This is a genomic window from Prevotella jejuni (assembly GCF_900187995.1).
GTDB classification, from domain to species: Bacteria; Bacteroidota; Bacteroidia; order Bacteroidales; family Bacteroidaceae; genus Prevotella; species Prevotella jejuni.
Map to the genome: position 1 here is coordinate 26,948 of NZ_FZNZ01000002.1, position 23,350 is coordinate 50,297.

Sequence of the window (23,350 nt, forward strand, 5' to 3'; positions counted from 1 at the left end):
TTTTTCTATCTACCAATAATAACAATGGACTTTACAGTTTTTAGTACTCCTCTCAGCTTTCAGTAGTGTTGCAAATATACGACCTTATTTTGAATAACGCAAGTACATTATTGTATTTTTTCTATGGTTAATGTCTGGTCACAATAGTCTACTACAGCCGGACGGTGGGTGATGAATATCACTGTCTTATCATGATTAGAGAGGATATTACCCAAGAGTTCACGCTCAGTATGCGGGTCTAAGGCTGATGTTGCCTCATCGAATATCATGATACTACGGTCGCGTAACAACGAGCGGGCTATGGCTATGCGTTGTGCCTGACCTTCGCTGAGTCCTCCTCCCTGCTCCGAACAGAGGGTGTCGAGGCCCAAGGGGAGGTGAAAGACAAAGTCAGCACAACTCTTCTTTAGTACTTCAATCATCTCTTCCTCTGTTGCATCGACCTTACCGAGGAGTAGATTCTCACGGATAGTACCGCTAAGAAGCGTGTTACCCTGTGGGACATAGACGAAATTAGTACGCATTAATGGTGTCAACTCCTTGCTCTCTTTGTCATTGTAAATCTCCACTGAGCCTGTATTAGGCTTCAACAAAGCAAGAAGCATACGTACAAGAGTCGTCTTACCAGCCCCCGTCTCGCCAAGAATAGCCGTACAAGACCCTGGATAGAAGTCGAAGTCAAGATTCTTTAATATCTCCCGCTCGCCATCATCATACCGATAACTGACCTCACGAAGACGGATGCCACAAGGGCCAACAACCTCTATCGGGTCTCCTTGTTGCTCTAATGGGTTCTCTTCAAGTTCCATGAGTCGCTCTGAGGCGGTGAACACTGAGACGAAAGCAGGAACCAGCTTCGTGAGCTGACGAGCAGGACTTTGGATTTTATTTACTAATTGTAAGAAGGCCGTCATACCGCCAAATGTCAACGAATGAGCCGACATTCGGAGGGCTGCCCACGTAAAAGCAACAAGGTAACCAAAGGCAAAACCAAAGTTCAAGACGAGGTTTGAGAAGACAGAAAACTTTGTTCTTCGCACTACCTTACGACGCAACTCGTGTTGAGTTCCCTCTAACTTACCAACGATAATATCGTCACTTTCAAGTGTCTTGATGAGCATTCGATGTTGAATAGTTTCTTGTAAGACACTCTGAACTTTGGAGTCTGAGTCGCGAACCTCGCGTGTCAACCGTCGCATCTGGCGTACATAGACCTTACTGATAAGGACAAACAGCGGTATCATAACAACGATGATGATGGCAAGACGCCAATCCATTGACATCAGATAGAAGAAGGCTCCGAGGAACATCGCCAATGTTGAGATTGAATTAGGGATAGTCTCTGTGAGGAAGCTCACCACGTTAGCAACGTCAATCTCCAGTCGGTTGAGCACGTCACCACTGTGATGACGCTCCTTTCCGTGCCACTCAGAGCGTAGAATACGGTCGAGCATGCGTTGTTGCATACGGTTCTGTGCCTTGATACCTAATAGGTTTCTCACCCATACAGAGGCTATATTCAATGCGAAATCACATAGTATTAAAGCCCCCATAATGCTCACTGCCACATAGATGCTGCCTTCTCTGGCATGAGAAGCCACGTCAATGGCATGCTGAACAGCCCATACAGTAGCCAAGGAGACGCCTACGCTGAGAATACCTATCACTGCATTCAATACAGCCTGCTTACGATTACCACGCCAGGCATTCCACAACCAGCGGAATATCTGCTTACTTGTGTAATGCGTTTCAGGGATTTGAAAGAGTTTCTTTATCTTGTTTAGCATTATTGTTTCTTATCTTTATTTTTTTTGATAGCCTTGAATAAATAGCTTTACTAGCCACTCTAGGATTGCTAGTAAAGCTAGGACAGCTATGAAAACCAGCCTAACTAAAAAGCCTATCACCGCCTTTTCTCACTAACAACCAGCCTTCCTAAAGCTGACGAGTATCTGCTCCCCACATCAACTTCTCGCGTAGTGTTGAGAAGAAACGCTGCCCATAGACCTTCACGATACGCACCTTATGGGGCGCTTTCCTTATCTTCAGCGTCACACCCTCGCTAAGTTTCTCTGACCGACCGTCCACAGCTGCAAGGAAATTATGGCTTCGGCTCTTTACTTCTAACTTTATCTCAGCCTCATCACTGATAACTATCGGACGAATATTCAGACTATGTGGGGCTACAGGAGTCATACTTAAAATACCCGATTGAGGTACGATAATCGGACCACCAACCGACAATGAGTAAGCAGTTGAGCCTGTCGGTGTACTGATAACGAGTCCGTCAGCCAAATAAGTTACCAAAAATTCGCCATTTACACTTGCCTTTATCGATATCATCGCAGCATTATCACGTTTCAAAATCGCAATATCGTTCAAGGCAAAAGGACAATTCTCAAGAGCCTTCCCGTCTGCTTCAAGTTGGATAACAGCACGCTCCTCAATCTCAAACTGCCCTTCGAAGACATTATCCAGTACATCTTTAATTTCCTCTGGGGCAACATTTGCGAGGAAACCCAGCCGTCCCATGTTCACGCCAATGATAGGTATTTGCTTGGGGCCAACCTTACTTGCAGCCTTTAGAAACGTACCATCGCCACCCAAGGAGATAACATAATCGACATCGAAGTTCACCCCCTCGAATACTCCCGCTATAGAAATCGATTTCTTAAGCTCCTTTTGTAGGCTATTATAAAAGTTCTGTTCAATATATACATCAACCTCATGCGCCCCCAGATAACCTAAGATTTCAGTTATCTGATGCGAGTCAAAAGCCTTGGAAGCATTGCCGAAGACAGCAAAACTAAGTTTCCTTTCTGCCATAAAACGGTATCTTTTTTAATTCTTTTAGTCTTACAAGCCACACAATACCATGATTATTTAGTATATTTGCAGACACTATTCATTTGCAAAAGTAAAGATTTTAATTGGATTTATTACTTAAAAACAAAATAATTATGGCTAAGGTATATGAGTTTCTGGCTAATGGTTTCGAAGAAGTAGAGGCTTTAGCGCCTGTTGACATCCTACGTCGTGGAGGCATAGAGGTTAAGATGGTTAGCGTGACAGGCAGTAATCTCGTTGAATCTTCACATGGTGTAGTGGTTAAAGCCGACCTCCTTTTTGAGAACATAACCGACTTCTCGGATGCAGACTTGCTGATGTTGCCTGGCGGTATGCCTGGTTCAAAGAACTTGAACGAGCACGAAGGCGTACGCAATGCCCTCAAAGAGCAGTTTGAGAAGGGTAAGCGCGTTGCTGCTATTTGTGCTGCTCCATTGGTGTTGGCGTCTGTTGGCTTGTTAAAAGGTAAGAAGGCAACCATTTATCCAGGTATGGAAAGCTACTTAGGTGAGGACGCTGAGTACACAGGAGCACTTGTTCAGGAGGACGGAAACGTAACAACTGGCGCAGGTCCTGCCGCTTCTTTCCCTTACGGATATAAACTTCTAAGCTATTTCCTACCTGCTGAGAAGGTGGAAGAGATAAAGAAGGGTATGATTTACGACCGTCTTCTTAATTCATAAACCATATTTTATAGCGTAGAACAGTGGCTCATATTACGTCAAAATATGCCATCATCGTCGCTGGCGGAAAGGGTTTGCGAATGGGGGCAGACATCCCTAAACAGTTTCTTCCTGTGGGTGGAAAGCCTGTCCTCATGCACACCATTAGCCGCTTCCATGCCTACGACAAGGACCTAAAGGTTATCCTCGTCCTACCGAAAACACAACAAGCTTACTGGCAGGAGTTGTGCGAACAGTATCATTTCGACGAGGACTATCAGTTGGCCGATGGTGGTGCAAGTCGCTTTCAGTCGTGTAAGAACGGCATATCAATGATTCCTACCGATGCTGTTGGCCTTGTTGCCATCCATGATGGAGTGCGTCCTTTCGTCTCCTGTGATACCATCTCACGCTGCTTCGATACTGCAGAAACAGCCAAAGCGGTTATCCCAGTGCTGCCCGTTACGGACACCTTGCGTTTTATCGGTGACTCTCAAAGCGGAAGAAATGTACAGCGTAGCGATTATAAGACGGTACAAACGCCACAGGTCTTTGATATCCAACTTATCAAAAAAGCATACGAACAAGAAGAAAGTGCCGATTTTACCGATGATGCGAGCGTTGTCGAACGACTCGGACAAGTGGTGACAATGGTGGAAGGCAATCGTGAGAACATTAAAATAACTACTCCGTTCGACTTGAAAGTGGCTGAGGTTCTTTTAGAGCTGTAGGCGTTATACTATGTTCATAACCTCGGATAGAAATTGAAGAGTGGCTACTAACGGACGAAAAAGACAAGTGGGTGGAGGCGTAAGAAGGATGTTTTATACTAATAGACAGTATTATAAAAGGACAAGGGATATGGGAGTAAGAAGTGTGAAAGGTCCTATCATCGAATTATCTTCATGAAAAAAAGAAATTATTATCATGAAAAAAAATATTTCTTGTCGTGAAAAAAAATATTTCTTGTCATGAAAATAATTCGCAGCAAGCAAAGGACTATATAAAAACCAGGACTGAACAACGGTTTTATTCACTCATCTCGCTACCCAAAGAGAAGACTTTATCCCCCCGCAGAGAGGCCGATTAATAAGTTTACCCATTGTTGGTTGCTATAGAAAAAACAAACATCAAGAATCCTAAACACGGATTCTAATACCCCAATTCAGAGTAAAACGAATGGATATACTATCGCAAGACATAATGTATTTACCCGGTGTAGGACCGCACCGAAAGGAGATTCTGGGCAAAGAACTTGGTATTCATACCTATAGAGATTTGTTAGAATACTTCCCATACAAATATGTTGACCGTACAAAACTTTATCTTATATCAGAGCTTTCACAGGATATGCCATTCGTACAAATCAAAGGGAAGATCCTTAGTTACGAAGAGGTTGAGATGGGGAAACGCAAGAAACGAATCGTTGCACACGTCACCGATGGCCATGGAGTAGTTGATATTGTGTGGTTTAACGGTACAAAATATATCTATCAAAACTATCAAATAAACAAAGAGTACATCATCTTTGGGAAGCCTAACTACTTCAATGGTAGGTTCCAATTCACGCACCCTGACATCGATGATGCGGGTCAGCTGCAACTCAACGACATGGGTTTACAGCCTTTCTACATCACAACAGAGAGGATGAAGAAGGCCGGTATCACCTCACGTGCAGTAGAGAGAATGACGAAGATGCTTATCAGTAAGCTCACAGAACCATTAGAAGAGACACTCCCACCCTTCATCACTTCGCATCTACATCTTATCTCTCGGGATGCTGCCATGCGCAAGATTCATTACCCAAAGTCGGTTGATGACACCCAGCGTGCCCGTGTTCGCTTGAAGTTCGAAGAGCTTTTCTACGTACAACTAAATATCCTACGCTATGCCAGCGACCATCGACGCAAGTACCGAGGCTATATCTTCAATCGCATTGGAGCACAGTTTAATTGGTTCTACACCCATAACCTGCCCTTTGAACTTACTGGTGCACAGAAGAGAGTGATGCGTGAGATACGCGCAGATATGGCAAGTGGGCGACAGATGAACCGTCTGTTGCAAGGTGATGTAGGCTCTGGAAAGACGCTCGTTGCCCTGATGTCTATGCTGATAGCCATTGACAACGGTTATCAGGCATGTATGATGGCCCCTACGGAGATACTGGCAGAGCAACACCTACAGACTATCAAGGAGTTTCTTAAAGGTATGAACCTCCGCATAGAACTGCTGACAGGTATCGTGAAGGGTAAGAAGCGGAAAGAAGTATTGGATGGTCTCTTGGACGGATCAATAAATATTATCGTAGGAACACACGCTATCATTGAGGATAAAGTGCAATTCCACCACCTTGGAATGGCTGTCGTTGACGAACAGCACCGCTTTGGAGTGGAGCAACGAGCTAAGCTATGGAGCAAGAGCGAGAACCCTCCTCACGTGTTGGTCATGACTGCCACGCCTATACCCCGTACCCTTGCAATGACCATCTATGGCGACCTTGACGTCTCTATCATCGACGAGTTGCCACCAGGACGTAAACCTATACAAACGATCCACAAGTATGATGACCAGATGGCAAGCCTTTATAGCGGTATAAGACAGCAGATACAGTTAGGCCGACAAGTCTATATTGTCTATCCACTCATCAAAGAAAGCGAGCGAATGGACCTCAAGAACCTTGAAGATGGGTTTGAGTTTATGCGCAACGTCTTCCCTGAGTTCGAGCTAAGTAAGATTCATGGAAAGATGAAAGACAAGGAGAAAGAGGTGGAGATGCAGAAGTTTGTCAGTGGACAAACGCAGATTCTCGTTGCTACAACAGTGATAGAAGTAGGTGTAAACGTGCCCAATGCAAGTGTTATGGTTATCCTTGATGCTCAGCGTTTCGGCCTGTCTCAGCTCCATCAGTTGCGTGGCCGCGTTGGTCGTGGGGCCGACCAAAGCTATTGCATACTTGTCACAAACCACAAGCTCACAAAGGAGACACGAAAACGCATTGATATTATGTGTGATACAAATGATGGTTTTGAGATAGCAGAGGCCGACCTCAAGCTACGTGGACCAGGTGATTTGGAGGGTACACAACAAAGTGGTATCGCCTTCGACCTCAAGATTGCCGACATAGCTCGTGATGGTCAGATTGTACAAATGGCAAGAGAAGAAGCACAGAAGATTATTGATGACGACCCAACCTGCCAAAAGATAGAGTATAACCTACTATGGGAGAGGCTCAAAGCGTTAAGAAAGTCTAATATTAACTGGGCCGCTATTTCATAAAAAATAACACCCCCGAATAGGCCTCAAATGCCCTGTTTTAGCGACTTGACATAAATCATGTACAGGCAAAAATACGTAGTATTCCTTTGTTAAACAGGCTAAAAAAATGGGCAAACTGCAATTTATTCTATATTTTTTCGTTATCTTTGCGAAGTCTTTCGGTAAAAAGCTACCTTCTTGTTAAGGTCCTTCAATGACTTTACCGATAGAAAGGGATATGAAAATCTGTCCCGTGCCGCAAGGCATCCGAGTATAGAAATAAAATAACTTGATTATGACTTTTAAGAAAATAGTTAGGACTTTCGCACTAACAACACTCTTAACTTTGACAGCAAACTCAGCAAACGCCCAAGACCTACTTGCCCGTCAGGCACCTATCGACCGCCGTGCAAAAGCATTAGACACAATGGTCATCAACCGTCTTCGCGAAGCTGAAGAGATTGAAGAACCATCATCAGAACTCTACAACGATTGGAATAACAACTATGCACATCGTGGAGGTAACCTCCCTGATGTCTATAAGATAGACTTACGTGGCTTCCACATGCCTACTCCAAGTCGTGTTATCACAAGTAACTTCGGCCGCCGCTGGGGTCGTCGCCACCAAGGATTAGATATCAAGGTATATATCGGTGATACTATTCGCGCAGCCTTTTCTGGTAAGGTTCGTGTAGTGAAATACGATGCTAACGGATATGGTAAGTATGTTGTTATACGCCATAATAATGGTCTTGAAACCATCTATGGTCACCTCTCTAAGCAAATCGTATCTCCTAACCAGACTGTTCGTGCAGGCCAACCTATCGGCTTAGGTGGTAATACGGGTCGCTCAACAGGTTCTCACCTACACTTTGAGACACGCTTGGCTGGTGTTGCCTTAAATCCAGCACTCTTCTTTGACTTTGCTAATCAGGACGTAACAGGCGACTACTACGTATTCCATCGCAATACAGTGGCACAAGAGTCAGAACGTGCAACGGCTGCTCGTGGTACATCATCAAGCCTTGGCTATTCTCGTGAGAACATTCAAGGCAAAGGCGGTCAGAGCTATAGTTCACGTCAAGAGAGGACTTACAACACTGATTTCTCTAATCATACACCACGTACAGAGCCTACATCTGATAACGGAAAGATATTCTATCACAAGGTACTCAACGGTGAAACGTTAGAGACAATAGCCAAACAACATGGCATCAGTATCGAACAGTTGTGTCGTCAGAACCGCTTAGGCAGATTTACAAGAGTCTCGGAAGGACAACTACTATCGATTACGAAGTAAACACTCCACACCTTATACAAACAGCTCCGATGGACATTGTCTATCGGAGCTGTTGCTGTTTATATATCTTACTTACCGTTAACGCAAAAACAGAAGTAAGAAAACATTCATCTCTTATAAGCTCAGTAAGAAGCTACTTACCGAACACTTGGTTCATTACATTAGCTGGTGGACGTTGGTTCTCAAGCTCGTTTTTCATAAAGTCCATGTAAGGCGCAACATGTTCGAAGAACTGATAATACCCTTTACAGAGGTAGTTAAGGCCCGTGTTGCCGTACTTATCACGTATAAAACGGTTCTTAGGGCACTCTCCATGACATGCAAACTGATACTTACACTCCCTACACTGTTGCGGAAGTAACCTATACTTCATCTTTGAGAACTCCTTTTGTCGGTCGCTGTTCATCATCTCATAGATGGTTTTAGACGCCAAGTTCCCAAGTTTATGTTCTGGGTAAACGAAGTGATCACACGAGTAGACGTCACCATTATACTCCATTACACCAGCATGACCACACTCTTTTGCCATCGTACAGATACCTGGTGCGACCCCAACCCAATTAGCCAGAGTGGCATCGAAGAGCTGTATGTAATACTCGCCAACATCGTGATGTACCCACTCATCGAAGATGGTACAGAGGAAAGAACCCCATTGTTCGGCCGTTACAGAGAAGTCTGTTAGCTCGCCTCCTTCCTGCATTCCAGGGGCTAAGGTCAGCCCGTCTGTACGCTTAACAATACGCTCTACGATAGGTGTAAACTGTATATAACGACAGCCAATATCCTTGAAGAAGTGATAGAAGTCCAACGGATAGTCTGCATTAAAGTCATTGACAACAGCAAGCGCATTCCATTCTACACCGTACTTATTTAATAAGTCGATACCTTTCATCACTTGTCTAAAGGACGGTTTGCCCGTTGCTGTACGCCTATACTCGTCATGGAACTCCTGTGGACCATCTATTGACACCCCGACAAGGAAGTTGTTTTCCTTGAAGAAGCGGCACCACTCGTCGTTTAAGAGTATGCCATTCGTCTGAATACTATTGTCTATCTGACGCCCACGAGCGTAATATCGCTGCAGTTCTAAGGCTCGACGATAGAAAGAGATAGGCCGCATAAGAGTCTCACCACCATGCCATGTGAAGAGAACTTGCGGTGTTGTCTGTGCCTCGATGTATTCTTTAATGAATTTCTCAAGCAATGCATCAGTTATCACATGGTTCTTATTATCGTCATATAGCTTACTCTTCTCCAAGTAATAACAGTACTTACACCGCAGGTTACAAAGCGAACCAGCAGGCTTAAGCATGATATACATGGGATGACTAAAGGGAACTATGGTATTCATAATAATCTTGTTTCGGGCAACAAAGGTAGCTAATTATTTACTAATGACAAAACATTACAGATGACAGATGAGGTTCTTTTCAGTCTATTCGAGCCTAAACTCCTTTCTAACAACAAGTGATCTCAACCCTATCCTACCATAGATTACAGTCGATAGAAGGCTCTACTCTACCTGTCCGGAGCGTCCGGACAAAGTGTCCGAGGCCTCCGGACAAGGTGTCCAAAGCCTCCGACCAACTGCTAAGGAGGGTAAAGAAGAGTTGTGAAGGACGCTATTATAAGTCGAGAACATCATGATTAGCATGCGCAAAGGGCTGTTAATCATACCGTATAGACATAAAAAAACGTGTTACAAGACTATCCATAATATATGGTTTTAGCCTTGGAACACGTTTTATAAAGTATGAAACGACAACTACTTGGTCGTTGTTGAGTCTGGCTTAAAGGAGTCTGAGATGTCTTTACCAAGCTTCTTAAAGAACTTCTTACCGCCATTGCCAATCCTACGAGTTACTTCTCCTACTGACTTAGCTTCCCGTTTAAAGACCTTACCCACGCCACGTGAGAGCGTCTTAAAGCCCTCTTTCACCTCTGTTTCACCGCCCTCATTATTATTAGACTGCGGTGCATAGTTATCGTTCTTACTATTCACTTTACCCTCATTTGCCGTCTTGGGCTTCGAAGCAGTAGCCGTAGTACTTGGCTTACTACTATGATTAGCCTGCTTATTAGCAGCCTGCTTCGCTGCTCTCACCAACCTTGGAGAGGCTCCAGCAATACCACTATACTCTGTCTGGGCCGTTGCCGAGAGGCATAAAAACAACAGAGCAACTAACATCTTAATCCTAATTCTTTTCATAATCGTAAGTTTTAGTCGTTGAGAGGGACGCTCAAAGTCCTTCTTTGGCTTATCCTCTCAATAAATACAATCTGTGTATAAAACGAAGGAACAGCATGGAAATTGTAGCCCTTAACAATCAATAGGACGTATTAAGGGCCTTTAAGCCACCCTGTTTATCCTATTTTATGACACTTCGCACTACAAACCAAGCATGTAGGAAAAGCGTCTGTATCAAGCCATAGTGCTTACACATCACATGAAAACGCTCTCGAAGCGACTCTTTATGATGAAGAGTTGTCTGCCCTTCCTGCACATAATCGGCCACTACAGCATGTATATTGCGCAAGAGGAGATGCTGACGTTCGCCCTCCTTCATGACCCGGATGCACCAATCAACGTCTGCTGAATAACGATAACTGGTATCGAAGAGCAACGAGCGAGCTATATCCAAACGAGCATAAAACGCCTGATGGCAAACCAACATACCATAACGGAACGAACGCCACGTAAGCCTCTCGGACGGACTAAGCCTACGATGACAAAGGAAATTACCCTTCTCATCAATGATGTCAGTATCACCATAAAGGACAGCGGGATGCTCCTCTCCATCACCAACAACCGCAGCAAGGACCACTTTGTCTAATGTGTCAGCCTTTGGGAAACGGTCGCCAGCATTGAGAAAGACAATATAATCGCCTGTTGCCTGCTGTAGTCCCTTGTTCATAGCGTCGTAGAGTCCATCGTCAGGTTCGCTTTGTATGCGTACTATATGCTCATTCTCAGCCTCATCAGAACGCTGCTGATAAGCCTTAGCAATGGCAACAGTGTCGTCTGTTGACGCCCCATCAATGATGATATGTTCCACATGTGGATAGTTCTGCATGAGCACGCTGTCAAGTGTCGGTGCCAGAACAGAGGCCGCATTATAGGTTATTGTGACTATAGAAAATGTGATCATAATCGGAAATTCTTATAGGCAAGCGCCTCATTATATACTTCAAGATATCGCATAGCTACACTTCTCTGCGAATAACAACGCAGAACTTTCCCCACTGAAGCCTCTGAAAGAGCTGCATAATCGGCTTCATCAAGTATCCAACGGATACCCCTTGCGAGGTCGTCTGCACTGCGTTCTGCAGCGACATAACCATTTACACGATGGTCTATCATCTCTGGTATGCCTCCAACCTTAAACCCTATCGAAGGTACACCACATGCCATTGCCTCCATAATAGTATTAGGAAGGTTCTCTGACAAGGATGGTAAGACAAACACATCACAGGCATTATAGACATCAACTATCTGTTGGGTGTCATTGACATAACCCAACTCACAGACCTCGAAGTCGAACTCTTCTCTTAAATCCTCTGCATGTCCTCCGAGTATAGCCACGGCAGTGTTGTCCACCATCTCTGGGTATTTCGTAGCCAATTGATGGCATGCTTCGACAAGATAAGAGATACCCTTATTCACATTCGTTACTCGTTGTGAAGCGAAAAGGATAATCTTTTTATTCAAAGGGAGCCCTGTCTTGATACGAGCCTGCTTGCTATCGGCAGGATGGAAAACGTGTGTATCAATGGGATTAGGGATAGAACGCACCTGTTGACCAGCGAGGATAGCACTCTTGCGTGCCTCTTTCTCAAGCCACTTGCTACATGTAACAAACATGACGTTACGTCCTTCAAGCATCTTCTTCTTACGTTCTAAGACCCGATGAGATAGGTCGTTTGTAGAGCCACCATTGGGTAACAAGCGACAATTACCACATGCTGACTGATAACGAAGACAGTTTAATGTAATATGACAAATGCCTGTGGCGGGCCAAATATCATGCATTGTCCACACGACAGGCTTCCCACTATCAAGAATCTTACGGATACCTTTCAGCGAGAGCATGCCCTGATTAATCCAAGACAAGTGTATGATGTCAGCCTCCTTGAACTCACGCAGCTTCGTAATGTCCGTTCCGGTGTTTGCTAAGTCTATCTCAAAGAGTTGGTTCCGAGAGAAGTTAAGGTTCCAATATACGCAGAAACGCTCCCATAACAAGTTCCATTGGTTATGCCATTCATGCCCAAGACTGACCACAGTGATGTCATCTGTCAGTTTATCTCGTACTAACATCTTTGCCTTAACTCCGTTGTTATTCAGAGCATCTTTGAGTCGGTTGGCTGCAACAGCAGCCCCACCCGTTTTCTCACTGGTATTTACAATCAGAATTCTCATTAACTTTTCCTTTGCAGCAAAGTTACAAGAAAACCAAGAAAAAGCCAAGAAAAGTAGCTAAATATTGATTGTTTGCGCACACAAAGAGTTGACATGAATCAAGAAAAGGTCGTTTTTAATATAAAAGACCATCGAACAGTTGCACAAGAGACGAAAACCTTCTACCTTTGCATCGTCAAAAGGTTAATAGATTGTTTAGGTTAGTAGTAATAGATTTAGGTTTTTAGTTATTTTATTAAGGTAAAAGTTTAACGATTAATCTGGATGACAAAGGCAACCGTGAGGTTCCCTTTCATTGAGAAAAGATTTCTTAGTTAAACATACTGATAGCGCCGAAGCTCGTTGAGAGTCTCGGCGTTTTTTTGTATAGTTACACCTTATTATGCTACTTTGAGAAGCTACCTTTCACCCTTGACCATTGTTATAAGGCCGTTAGGCACTGAACTTTACCAACTTAGCTTGCGTCTGTCAGTACAGAGCTTATGCCTTAAAGACTTTAAAAGATAAGTATTCAAAGGTCTAAGCTCTACCCCTTTAAGCACCAAGAACAAAAGAGAGAAGAGCCGACACTCGCAATGAGTATCGGCTCTTCTACGTTAGTATGTTATGAAAAATTTGAGAGAATTGAGACTTCTCAGCCTCGAGTTGTTTTACTTAAAATGATTATTTATATAGAGAAAGCATAGAAATTGTCTACTTTGTAATCGTTGACACAGGGGGCTGTATCTTGTGTTGAAGGGTGTCACTCAGCACTGAGTCGGCCTTAGCAACTGATGGTCCTTCCTGCGGTTTATCGATAGACGCACCACTTGTCTTTACCTGATGAGCATCCTCATCAGACACAGCAACCTGCATCGCATTGCCTAACGTGAGGAAGATAGCTACCACAGCAGCAGCCTTGAAGAGTGGCATAAGCCGATGACGCATGGTTATCACGCGTGCTCTTACTGGTTCGTCCTCCTGTATTTGTCTAAGGACTCTTTGGTCAAAGTCATCGCCCAAGACCTCTATCTCCTTCTCGCTCTGCTCATAAACGAACAGGTCACGATAAGGTAGCAGCGTCGCTGGGATGTCCTCCTGTGAGAAGAACATACGCAAGATTTCCTCCTCTTGGAGCGAAGTCTCACATTTCCAGTAGCGTTCTAATAGTTGTTCGATGTACTTATAATCCATAATTATCTAATTTCAAATACCTTTGTTTGACCGTCTGGCGTGCTCTGAAGATGTTAATCTTTACTTGTTCTTCAGTAATCTCGAGTATTTCAGCAATCTCTTTGTACGTCTTTCCTTCAAAATCTCTTAGCTGTATGCAGCTTCGTTGCTTCTCTGGAAGGCCGTCAACAATCTGCTTTACAAGATTAATCTTGTCCTCTGCGATCATACGGTCTTGTGGATTAGATGAGGAAAGAGGCTCCGCTACCTTCACATCTTCTAAGGAATCATTCGTATTCTCCTTCTTCTTGATGCGGTCGAGCGACAGATTCCGACATACAGTGAGGCTGAATGCTTCGATGGACTCGATGTTCTCCCACTCAAATCGGCGGTTCCAAACCTTTATCAGTGTGTCCTGAACGATGTCCTCAGCCTCAGCTCTGTTGAGCGTGATACGGAGTGCAAGTCGAAAAAGCTCGTTCTTCAACGGCAACACATCGTTACGGAAACTGACTTTCTTCATCTTCTCTCTGCTTAAATGACGTTTAACTATGGGGGAAAGTTACATGCTTGGGGGCAAAAATGCCGTTATTTAACTTTCATTAAGATGCTAACTATTATCATTACGCTGCTTTATACAGCTATTGAACTTGATTTTTACTCTGTAAGAAGTTCCTCAACTCTGAATTATCTTCACGAGGAGAAATATTTTTTTTCATGATAAAAAATATTTTTCTTCATGACAATAAATATTTTTTTTCATGAAAAGAAATTCGCAAGGGGAGGCTTTCTATATCAATAGAAGAAGTTTTACTATATAATAGAACTACTTAATGATTAATAAAAACAACCTCTTTTATAATCTCTCTATCCGTGACTTGGGGATGTATTAGGCGTATTCTCAACCGCTTCTCATGTGACCTTAGTCCGCAGCACACATCTTACACCCCGTCAAAGAAATTCCCCTTCTCTATCAACAGTTTACTATTGACACAGAAGGGGAATAAGTTTCTACTCCAAATAGGTGTAGCCGTAGAGTCCACTGCGATAGTTACTCAAGAACTCTTTTCCCTCTTCAAGTGATATCTTACCTTGCTTTACGCTCTTTGTCACCCATATTTCAAGTTGACGAACAAGCTTCTTAGGATTGTACTGAACATACTCCAATACCTCTTCAACCGTCTCTCCATCGAAGATCTGATCGATATGATAGATGCCATCCTTTACTGAAACATGCACTGCATTGGTATCTCCAAAGAGATTATGCATGTCGCCCAATATCTCTTGATAGGCTCCAACGAGGAAGACACCGAGGTAATAAGGCTCGTTCTTCTTTAAGGGGTGGATAGGAAGAACATGACTGCTACGGCCCATAGCGACGAAGTTTGAAATCTTACCATCGCTATCGCAGGTGATATCCTGTAATGTTGCATTGCGCGAAGGACGCTCATTCAGTCGTTGGATAGGCATTACAGGGAAGAGCTGGTCAATCGCCCAGCTATCTGGAAGAGACTGGAAGAGCGAGAAGTTACAGAAGTATTTGTCGGCAAGAAGCTTATCCATATTACGCAACTCGTCTGGTACATGCTTCATATTCTTTGCCAGATTGTTGATTTCATGGCATACGCTCCAATACATCGCTTCTATCTCTGCACGCGTCTTGAGGTCGACCAAGCCGTGAGAGAACAGCTCTAACGCCTCCTCACGTATCTGTTCGGCATCGTGCCAATCCTCCAACATATTACGAGAATCGAGGTTATCCCATATATCATAGAGGTCTTTCACCAACTGATGGTCGGTATCCTTGGCCTCAAAATCCTCTGACATCTCTGGTAGAGAAGCCGTCTCAAGGACGTCAATCACGAGGACAGAGTGATGAGCAGAAAGACTTCTACCACTCTCAGTGATAATATTTGGATGTGGAATATTGTTCTTATTGGCTGCATCCACAAAGGTGTAGACACAGTCGTTGACGTACTCTTGAATACTATAGTTGACAGAGCTCTCACTACTTGCAGAACGAGTACCATCGTAGTCGACGCCTAAACCACCGCCACAGTCAACGAAGTCAACGTTATACCCCATCTTTCTAAGATTCACATAATACTGTGCTGCCTCATTGAGGGCCGTCTGAATACGACGAATCTTCGTTATTTGCGAACCGATATGGAAGTGGATAAGGTGCAAACAATCGTGCAACCCCTTACTATCAAGCGTCTCTAACGCCTGCAGAAGTTCAGAGGAAGTAAGGCCGAACTTAGATGCGTCGCCACCACTATCAGCCCATTTACCAGAGCCACTGGACGCCAGTTTGATACGAATACCAAGGTTTGGCTTAACGTTCAGCTTCTTTGCTGCACGTGCGATAAGCTCTATCTCGTTCAGTTTCTCCACTACAATAAAGATACGCTTACCCATCTTTTGGGCCAACAAGGCTAATTCGATATAGCTCTGGTCCTTATATCCATTGCAGACAATGAGCGAGTCACTCTGGCACTGTACGGCTATCACCGCATGTAACTCAGGCTTAGAACCAGCTTCCAAACCCAAGTTAAACTTACGTCCGTGGGAGATAATCTCCTCAACCACAGGTTGCATCTGGTTGACCTTGATAGGATAGATGATGAAGTTCTCGCCTTTGAAATCGTATTCCTTCCTTGCCTTCTCAAAACAAGAGGATGTTTTCTCGATACGATTATCGAGGATGTCGGGGAAACGAAGCAACACTGGAGGTGTCACATCACGCAGGGCAAGCTCGTCCATAACGTCACGTAAGTCAATTTGTGTATTGTCCTTACAAGGCGTTACGTACACATCACCTGCGTCGTTAATACCAAAGTAAGATGTACCCCACCCTGAGATGTTGTACAACTCTTGAGAATCTTCAATCGTCCACTTTTTCATTTCTATTCTTCTGTCCCTATATGTAATCTTGATTTAATCAATTGCTTGTCTTGAAAAACTTACGTTTTATTAATGAGTATCAGCCATCCTACTACTGATTATCAGCCTTTTCCAACTTTAGAAGCTTACAAAGCTGACTAACCGAGACGTGTATCTTATCGTAACTATCCATCAGACTCACGTCAAGGATATGCTTTGCTTTTGTGTAGAAAACCTCCCGCTCGGCCAGATGCTCAGCTATAAACTGGTTGACTTCATCCTCTGTTTTATTGAGTAGAAGCGGTCGGACAGACTTTCCCATCAGTAGGTGCTTATGAAGGACATCTGTCTCCGCCCTCAAATAGACGGTTTCGCCCTGTTCGTTCATATATTCCATATTATCAAAGAAACAAGGAGTTCCACCGCCACAAGAGATGATAACATTCTCAAACTCGGCCACTTCGTGGAGCATAGCCCGCTCAATAAGACGAAAGCCATCCTCGCCCTTCTCATCAAAGAGCTGCTTTAGCGTCTTGCGCATACGGTTAGAGATATACCAGTCTAAGTCATAGAAAGGCATATTCAATTCCTTTGATAAAGCCCTACCAACGGTCGTCTTCCCAGCTCCCATATATCCTATTAGGATAATGCGGAGTGGTTTGTAATCCATTGTATGTGCTGTCATACTCACGTTTTATCTATTATCCACCTTATAGTTAACGATGATTAAGCCACAAGGTGAACACACTCCTTCCTCTAATTGGTGAGCATAAAGTCCTTTACTTCTTACGTTTAGGCTCCGGCGCATTCCTTACGATGTCCATACACTGGTCGTATGTAAGTTCTGCAGCCTTGTCATGAAGCGCCTTAGGCATGCGGTAGTTCTTACCATCATACGCAATATAAGGACCGTAACGACCATTCATCACCTCCATCTTGGCGTCTTCCTCAAAGGTCTTTAAGTGACGTTGTGCATCCTGCAGACGTTTCTTCTGGATAAGATTGATGGCAGCATCGAGGCTAATCGTGAGTGGGTCTTCCTCCTTAGGAAGCGAGGTGTACTTCTTATCATGCAGTACGTATGGTCCAAAACGACCAGCGCCAATCACGACATCTGTCCCTTCAAACTGTCCAAGGTTACGTGGTAACTTAAAGAGTTCCAAAGCCTCATCAAGTGTAATCGTCTCCATACTCTTATCAGAAGGGAGTTGAGAGAAGCGTGGTTTGTCCTCATCATCGGCACTACCTATCTGTACCACAGGACCGAAACGACCAATCTTTACAAACACTGGCTTGCCTGACTTAGGGTCAACACCCAGTTCTCTTTCACCAGCCTTATGCTCAGAGCGGGCATTCATCACCTTCTCCACCTCTGGCTCAAACCCTTGATAGAAGGTCTTCATCTCCTTATTCCACTCTGCTTTCCCCTCTGCTATCTTATCGAACTCCTGCTCTACTTTAGCCGTAAAGTTATAGTCCATAATCTCAGGGAAGTTCTCCATAAGGAAGTCATTGACCACAATACCGATGTCGGTAGGGATTAACTTACCTTTATCAGCACCAGCCATCTCCTTCTTAGTCTTGGATGTTATCTTCAAGCCCAACAATGAGTCAACAGCATACTTACGCTCTTCACCCTTGCGATCGCCCTTCTGCACGTATTCACGTTGCTGTATGGTCGAGATGGTTGGAGCGTATGTAGATGGGCGCCCGATACCGAGCTCTTCCAGTTTACGTACAAGGCTTGCTTCAGTATAACGGTTAGGTCCTTGAGAGTAACGCTCTGTTGAGGTTATCTCACGACGCTCTAATGCTTCGCCTTCATGCATCACTGGGAGCGCATGAGAGTAGTCCTCGCTATTCTCTTCATCGTCAGTTGACTCATGATATACCTTTAAGAAACCCTCAAAAGCAACAACCTCTCCATTGGCAACGAACTGTAAATCAGTGGTACTTTGACCTTCTTCTGATTCAAGCGAGATATTTACAGTAGTCTTCTCTATCTGTGCATCAGCCATCTGAGAGGCAATGGTACGCTTCCAGATAAGGTCATACAAGCGCTTTTCCTGACTGGTTCCATCAATCGAAATATTATCGATATAAGTAGGACGAATAGCCTCGTGCGCTTCTTGAGCACCTTTGCTATGTGTCTGATATTTCCTTACTTTACCATAGTCTGCGCCATAGAGACGTTCAATCTCTTCTTTACAGGTGTTAATAGCCAGTGCTGAGAGATTCACACTATCGGTACGCATATAAGTGATACGACCTGCCTCATAGAGTCGTTGGGCTACCATCATCGTCTGACTAACGGTGAAACCGAGCTTTCTTGCGGCTTCCTGTTGTAGTGTAGAGGTAGTAAAAGGAGGAGCAGGAGTACGTTTCAAAGGCTTCTTCGCAATCGATGATACCTTAAAAGTCGATGTCTTACACAACTCAAGGAACGCTAAAGCCTCATCATGAGACTTGAATCTTTTATTCAATTCGGCCTTCACTTCATGCTTTGAGCCGTCCTCGCCCTCAACAGCAAAGACTGCATTCAAACGGTAGTAAGGCTCTGAATTAAAGTTCTGTATCTCACGCTCGCGTTCAACTATCAGTCTTACAGCAACACTCTGAACACGTCCTGCACTCAAGGCAGGCTTAACCTTGCGCCATAACACAGGCGAAAGGCGGAAGCCAACAAGGCGATCAAGCACACGGCGAGCCTGTTGTGCGTTCACAAGATTCATATCCAAACGACGCGGAGTCTCGATAGCCTTTAATATAGCAGGCTTGGTAATCTCATGAAAAACAATACGATTTGTCTTATCCTCATCCAATCCCAATACTTCGCAAAGGTGCCAACTGATAGCTTCTCCCTCGCGGTCTTCATCGGAAGCCAGCCAAATCTTCTCAGCAGCTTTAGCACTCTTCTTCAGTTCACTGACCACTTTCTTCTTCTCATCAGGGATTTCGTAGTCAGGAGTTAACGTGTCGAGATCAATGCTAAGTTCCTTTTTCTTTAAGTCACGGATATGTCCATAAGACGACATCACCTTATAGTCTTTACCGAGAAACTTCTCAATTGTCTTAGCTTTGGCCGGACTCTCTACTATTACCAAGTTTTCTTGCATAATCAATCTTGTACATTTTTTCAAGGACGCAAAAGTACTTAAACTTTTTGCTTACACCTTATATAATAGGCAAAATTTCTACTTTTTTAAGTTTTCGAGCTCTCTTTGCAGGAAATCATGGAGTGCTTGTCGGATAGAACGGAGCCCAAACTGCTCAGTATGAACCTCTGACAAAGGCGTCCAGATAGCCTCTTCCACATCATCAGCAGCCTTAAGAGCCGTCTCGTCCACCACCTTACAGACAAAGAAGGCATCGAGTGTTGGGATATCAAAGTCGCTGTATCGATACTTATTCGGTAGTGAACAGAAGTAGTGTTTTTCCTTAATATCGAGGTTGGTCTCCTCCTTCACCTCACGTATCAATGCTTCGCCAATAGTTTCACCAATATCGCAGAAACCACCAGGAAGGTCTAACGTGCCACGACCCGGCTCATATTTCCTACGTGTTACAAGCAGTTCACCTTCCTTATTGAGGATAAACGCAGCAACAGCAGAGCTTGGATTTAAGAAATACTCAAAGCCACAACTCTCGCAACGTTTGCTTTTTTCATTCTGTACCACAAAGTGTTTACTTCCACAAACAGGGCAATATCGAAACTTATCTAATACGTGCATATTGAGATTGTATATTATTCTTATGTACTGAGGTTACTCTTTCAACAACGAGCCAAAAAGGATTTGTTAACAGTAATACGAAATCTTTAAAATTCGTTTACGCCTATCACCTTTTATCATTTCTGCTTGCAAATATACTAAAAACTCTAAACATCTACTATTGAAATCGTATCTTTTTGTTAACTTTGCATCTATACGTTCAAAATCACACGCTTTATTCCTCTTCCAACTCACTGTAACGTGCTGTTTGCTGTAACTCATCTACCGTGCAGAACAGCATAGAAAGGGAGAGAATAAACGAACAAAACAAATAAACAGAGTATAGTAATGAATTTAAGAAAACTTTTTCTCGTAATTGGGTTGACTACTGCTACGATGACAATGTCTGCTCAGAGCGTCTTTGACATTAAACTCTATAATGGTAGGCCACCCTACAATAACGGTGACGAAAGCGACTCTGCAAAGGTACGTGTGTTCCTTCCAGCTGAGAAACAGGCTACTGGCCGTGCCATTGTCATCTGTCCTGGTGGTGCTTACGAGACCCTTTCCATGGAGAAAGAAGGCTACGATTGGGGCGAGTTCTTCCAGAACCAGGGTATTGCAGCCGTCGTATTGAAGTATCGTATGCCCCATGGTCAGCCAGAGGTACCGGTTTCTGATGCCGAACAAGCTATGAAGCTTGTACGCTTGAATGCAACAAGTTGGAAGATTAACCGTAACGACGTTGGTATCATGGGTTTCTCTGCAGGAGGCCACCTTGCGGCAACCATTGCTACAAGAAGTCAAGGTGAGGCTAAGCCAAACTTTCAGATTCTCTTCTATCCAGTCATCACTATGATGGAAGGTTACGGACATGACAGAAGTCGTATGAACTTTCTTGGTAAGAACCCAAGCAAGCGTGACGAGAAGAAATACAGTGCTGACTTGAACGTAAGTCGTGTTACTCCACGCGCTTTCATTGCCCTCAGCGATGACGATGACACTGTTCCACCAGCTAATGGAGTAAACTATTACACCGAGTTATACCGCAACGACGTTCGTGGTTCACTCCATGTTTATCCTGGTGGTGGTCATGGTTGGGGCAGCAAGATAGGCTTCCGCTATCATGAGGAGATGATGATGGACTTGAAGGCATGGTTAAAGAGCTTCTAAGCAAGTTCTAATCTTACCCTTCAGTGGGTTAAACTTTATTTGATTTTGTGGTATCTGAACAGATTACCTACGCTATAACAAAGGGATACACAGTCTGTGTATCCCTTTTTCTTTCCCTATCTTTTCCTACAGAATAGGATAGATGCTCGATATACTAATATCTGTCACGCATATTATAAAACCCCAACACGATGGTTATCGTTGGCAGACTCCTTTTGTGAAGTCCCTTACGTCCCAAATAGTCTACAATACAGAAGTTTAGTATTCATCGACTTTCAACTCCTTACGATAGTCGTTCAACCGTTTCATCAACTGCTTTGTGACCTTCTCCGTACCTTTCTTACCATAGATATTATGCAATTCATCAGGGTCACTCTGCAGGTCGTAAAGTTCATAATAACTCACGTCAGGATCGTCATTGAAGTAGTTTGTAGCATTCAAATACTTCAAGCAATTATACTCACTCGTACCCGGTATCTTCTGATACTTATTCTCCTCCACGGCACGCATACCACCCTTACCATAGAAATAGATAAGTTTATAACGCTCATTACGTACACCATCGTGTTTACGAACAAGATGATAAGTAGGATAATCATAGTAGTGATAATACAAGTCCTTGCGCCAGTCCTTTGATTTCTGGCCTGCAAGCAACGGCTGCAGTGGTCTACCAGTCATCTCCTTAGGCTGTTTCACCCCTGCAAAAGCAAGGAAAGTAGGAGCAAAGTCGATGTTCTGTACCATGTCAGCGTTCTCCACTCCCTCTTTTACATGACCTGGATAACTAATAATAAGTGGTGTGTGTAAAGACTCCTCATACATGAAACGCTTATCAAACCATCCATGTTCGCCCATATAAAAGCCCTGATCAGAGGTATAGATAACCACTGTATTCTTATCCAAATCATGTGCCTTAAGGTAATCTAACAGCTGACCAACGCTCTCATCTACCGAAGCTATGACAGCCATATAGTCACGAATATAATTCTGATACTTCCATACAGCGAGTTCTTTTCCCGACAGTTTTGCCTCGATGAAACGGCGGTTTCTTGGCATATAGTACTTATCCCAGGCCATTCTCTGCGCTGCTGTCATACGTCCAAGTTCGCCCATCAGACCAGCGTATGACGCCATACTCTCCACATCCGACGTATCGAGGAGTTCTGGTATCTTAAAGTCTAAGATTAACTCCATATCCTTCTCTATATTCATCTTCTGTGTTCTTGCTGCCGACCCACGGTCATCATAATTGTCCCAGAAGGTTTTAGGCAGTGGGAAGTCTACCCCATCATACATCCCGATATGCTTTGGTTCAGCAAACCAGCTGCGATGTGGAGCCTTATGATGTACCAACAAGCAGAACGGTTTGTCCTTCTCACGATTGTCAAGGAACTCTATCGCATGCTTTGTCGTCAGCGAAGTGGCATACCCCATCTCCTGTTCATACTTACCATAGTTACCCGTCTTGCAAAAAGTTGGGTTATAGTATTTGCCCTGACCATCAAGGATATGATAGTAGTCAAAGCCCTTCGGCCTACACATCATGTGCCATTTGCCTACGATACCCGTCTCGTAACCAGCTTTCTGCAGCAGTTCTGGGAAGAAAGTCTTGGTCGTGTCGATACCCTCAGCCAACTGTCTTTGTCCGTTTTGATGGCTGTAGAGTCCTGTCATCAAGCAAGCTCTACTTGGCGTTGAGAGTGAGTTTTCAACAAAGCAGTTGCGGAAAAGCATACCTCGCTTGGCCAAACGGTCTATGTTCGGGGTAGGTGCTAACTTCGAAATAGGACTACCGTATGCACTGATAGCCTGCATAGCATGGTCGTCACACATAATGTAAAGGATGTTAGGACGTGCCGTATCCTGTGCAAGCATCCTACCTTGGGCACACGACAGTGCCGCCAATGGCAAGATTACCTTTGCGATGTTCTGATTCATATAGAATGGT

The 23,350-nt window shown here is 44.0% G+C and carries 18 protein-coding genes; 5 read left to right on the forward strand and 13 right to left on the reverse strand.

Annotation, left to right across the window (positions count from 1 at the left end):
• Window positions 1-107 precede the first annotated feature (107 nt).
• Window positions 108-1,787, reverse strand: a complete 1,680-nt coding sequence (locus CHB62_RS00760) for an ABC transporter ATP-binding protein (protein ID WP_089365282.1) — start codon at window positions 1,785-1,787, stop codon at window positions 108-110.
• 148 nt (window positions 1,788-1,935) lie between these two features.
• Complete coding sequence (locus CHB62_RS00765; protein ID WP_089365283.1) at window positions 1,936-2,826, reverse strand: NAD kinase; 891 nt, start codon at window positions 2,824-2,826, stop codon at window positions 1,936-1,938.
• Window positions 2,827-2,960: 134 nt separating this feature from the next.
• Between CHB62_RS00765 and CHB62_RS00770 the strand changes: the two genes are divergently transcribed.
• The 4 genes from CHB62_RS00770 to CHB62_RS00785 all read left to right on the forward strand — a co-directional run bounded on the left by CHB62_RS00770 (window position 2,961) and on the right by CHB62_RS00785 (window position 8,064).
• Complete coding sequence (locus CHB62_RS00770) at window positions 2,961-3,530, forward strand: DJ-1 family glyoxalase III (protein ID WP_009010959.1); 570 nt, start codon at window positions 2,961-2,963, stop codon at window positions 3,528-3,530.
• 23 nt (window positions 3,531-3,553) lie between these two features.
• On the forward strand, window positions 3,554-4,240 hold the full coding sequence (locus tag CHB62_RS00775; RefSeq protein ID WP_089365284.1) for a 2-C-methyl-D-erythritol 4-phosphate cytidylyltransferase: 687 nt from the start codon (window positions 3,554-3,556) through the stop codon (window positions 4,238-4,240).
• 448 nt (window positions 4,241-4,688) lie between these two features.
• Window positions 4,689-6,785 carry an ATP-dependent DNA helicase RecG gene (gene recG, locus CHB62_RS00780; protein ID WP_089365285.1) on the forward strand — a complete coding sequence of 699 codons (2,097 nt, stop codon included), beginning with the start codon at window positions 4,689-4,691 and terminating at the stop codon, window positions 6,783-6,785.
• 274 nt (window positions 6,786-7,059) lie between these two features.
• Complete coding sequence (locus tag CHB62_RS00785; RefSeq protein WP_089365286.1) at window positions 7,060-8,064, forward strand: peptidoglycan DD-metalloendopeptidase family protein; 1,005 nt, start codon at window positions 7,060-7,062, stop codon at window positions 8,062-8,064.
• A 133-nt stretch (window positions 8,065-8,197) separates the two neighbouring features.
• Here CHB62_RS00785 and CHB62_RS00790 read toward each other — a convergent pair whose 3' ends face one another.
• From CHB62_RS00790 to CHB62_RS00835, 10 genes are all read right to left on the reverse strand, one after another.
• Complete coding sequence (locus tag CHB62_RS00790) at window positions 8,198-9,415, reverse strand: anaerobic sulfatase-maturation protein (protein ID WP_089365287.1); 1,218 nt, start codon at window positions 9,413-9,415, stop codon at window positions 8,198-8,200.
• Between the two features lie 414 nt (window positions 9,416-9,829).
• Window positions 9,830-10,273, reverse strand: a complete 444-nt coding sequence (locus CHB62_RS00795) for a hypothetical protein (protein WP_167386052.1) — start codon at window positions 10,271-10,273, stop codon at window positions 9,830-9,832.
• Between the two features lie 160 nt (window positions 10,274-10,433).
• Window positions 10,434-11,213, reverse strand: a complete 780-nt coding sequence (locus CHB62_RS00800) for a glycosyltransferase family 2 protein (RefSeq protein WP_089365289.1) — start codon at window positions 11,211-11,213, stop codon at window positions 10,434-10,436.
• Window positions 11,210-12,484 carry a glycosyltransferase family 4 protein gene (locus CHB62_RS00805; RefSeq protein WP_089365373.1) on the reverse strand — a complete coding sequence of 425 codons (1,275 nt, stop codon included), beginning with the start codon at window positions 12,482-12,484 and terminating at the stop codon, window positions 11,210-11,212. Before CHB62_RS00805 ends, CHB62_RS00800 begins: the two co-directional genes overlap by 4 nt.
• A gap of 693 nt (window positions 12,485-13,177) precedes the next feature.
• A complete protein-coding gene (locus CHB62_RS00810; protein ID WP_089365290.1) occupies window positions 13,178-13,657 on the reverse strand; it encodes a PG0215 family putative anti-sigma factor in 480 nt (159 codons plus the stop codon).
• Window positions 13,647-14,159, reverse strand: a complete 513-nt coding sequence (locus CHB62_RS00815; RefSeq protein ID WP_089365291.1) for a GFO_1088 family ECF-type sigma factor — start codon at window positions 14,157-14,159, stop codon at window positions 13,647-13,649. Before CHB62_RS00815 ends, CHB62_RS00810 begins: the two co-directional genes overlap by 11 nt.
• A gap of 488 nt (window positions 14,160-14,647) precedes the next feature.
• Window positions 14,648-16,540: a biosynthetic arginine decarboxylase gene (speA, locus tag CHB62_RS00820; protein WP_089365292.1), complete on the reverse strand. Its 1,893-nt coding sequence runs from the start codon at window positions 16,538-16,540 to the stop codon at window positions 14,648-14,650.
• Between the two features lie 91 nt (window positions 16,541-16,631).
• Window positions 16,632-17,204: a shikimate kinase gene (locus CHB62_RS00825; RefSeq protein WP_089365293.1), complete on the reverse strand. Its 573-nt coding sequence runs from the start codon at window positions 17,202-17,204 to the stop codon at window positions 16,632-16,634.
• 94 nt (window positions 17,205-17,298) lie between these two features.
• The gene (gene topA, locus CHB62_RS00830; RefSeq protein WP_089365294.1) at window positions 17,299-19,635 is read right to left on the reverse strand and encodes a type I DNA topoisomerase; all 2,337 of its coding nucleotides are present in this window, start codon (window positions 19,633-19,635) and stop codon (window positions 17,299-17,301) included.
• Window positions 19,636-19,713: 78 nt separating this feature from the next.
• Window positions 19,714-20,250 (reverse strand): NUDIX domain-containing protein, encoded by a 537-nt coding sequence (locus CHB62_RS00835; protein WP_009010973.1) that lies wholly within the window; start codon window positions 20,248-20,250, stop codon window positions 19,714-19,716.
• Between the two features lie 327 nt (window positions 20,251-20,577).
• On the opposite strand from CHB62_RS00835, the gene CHB62_RS00840 reads away from it, so the two are divergent.
• Window positions 20,578-21,402, forward strand: a complete 825-nt coding sequence (locus CHB62_RS00840; protein WP_089365295.1) for an alpha/beta hydrolase — start codon at window positions 20,578-20,580, stop codon at window positions 21,400-21,402.
• 258 nt (window positions 21,403-21,660) lie between these two features.
• On the opposite strand, the gene CHB62_RS00845 is transcribed toward CHB62_RS00840, so the two are convergent.
• Window positions 21,661-23,340 carry a sulfatase family protein gene (locus tag CHB62_RS00845; RefSeq protein ID WP_176414827.1) on the reverse strand — a complete coding sequence of 560 codons (1,680 nt, stop codon included), beginning with the start codon at window positions 23,338-23,340 and terminating at the stop codon, window positions 21,661-21,663.
• Window positions 23,341-23,350 lie beyond the last annotated feature (10 nt).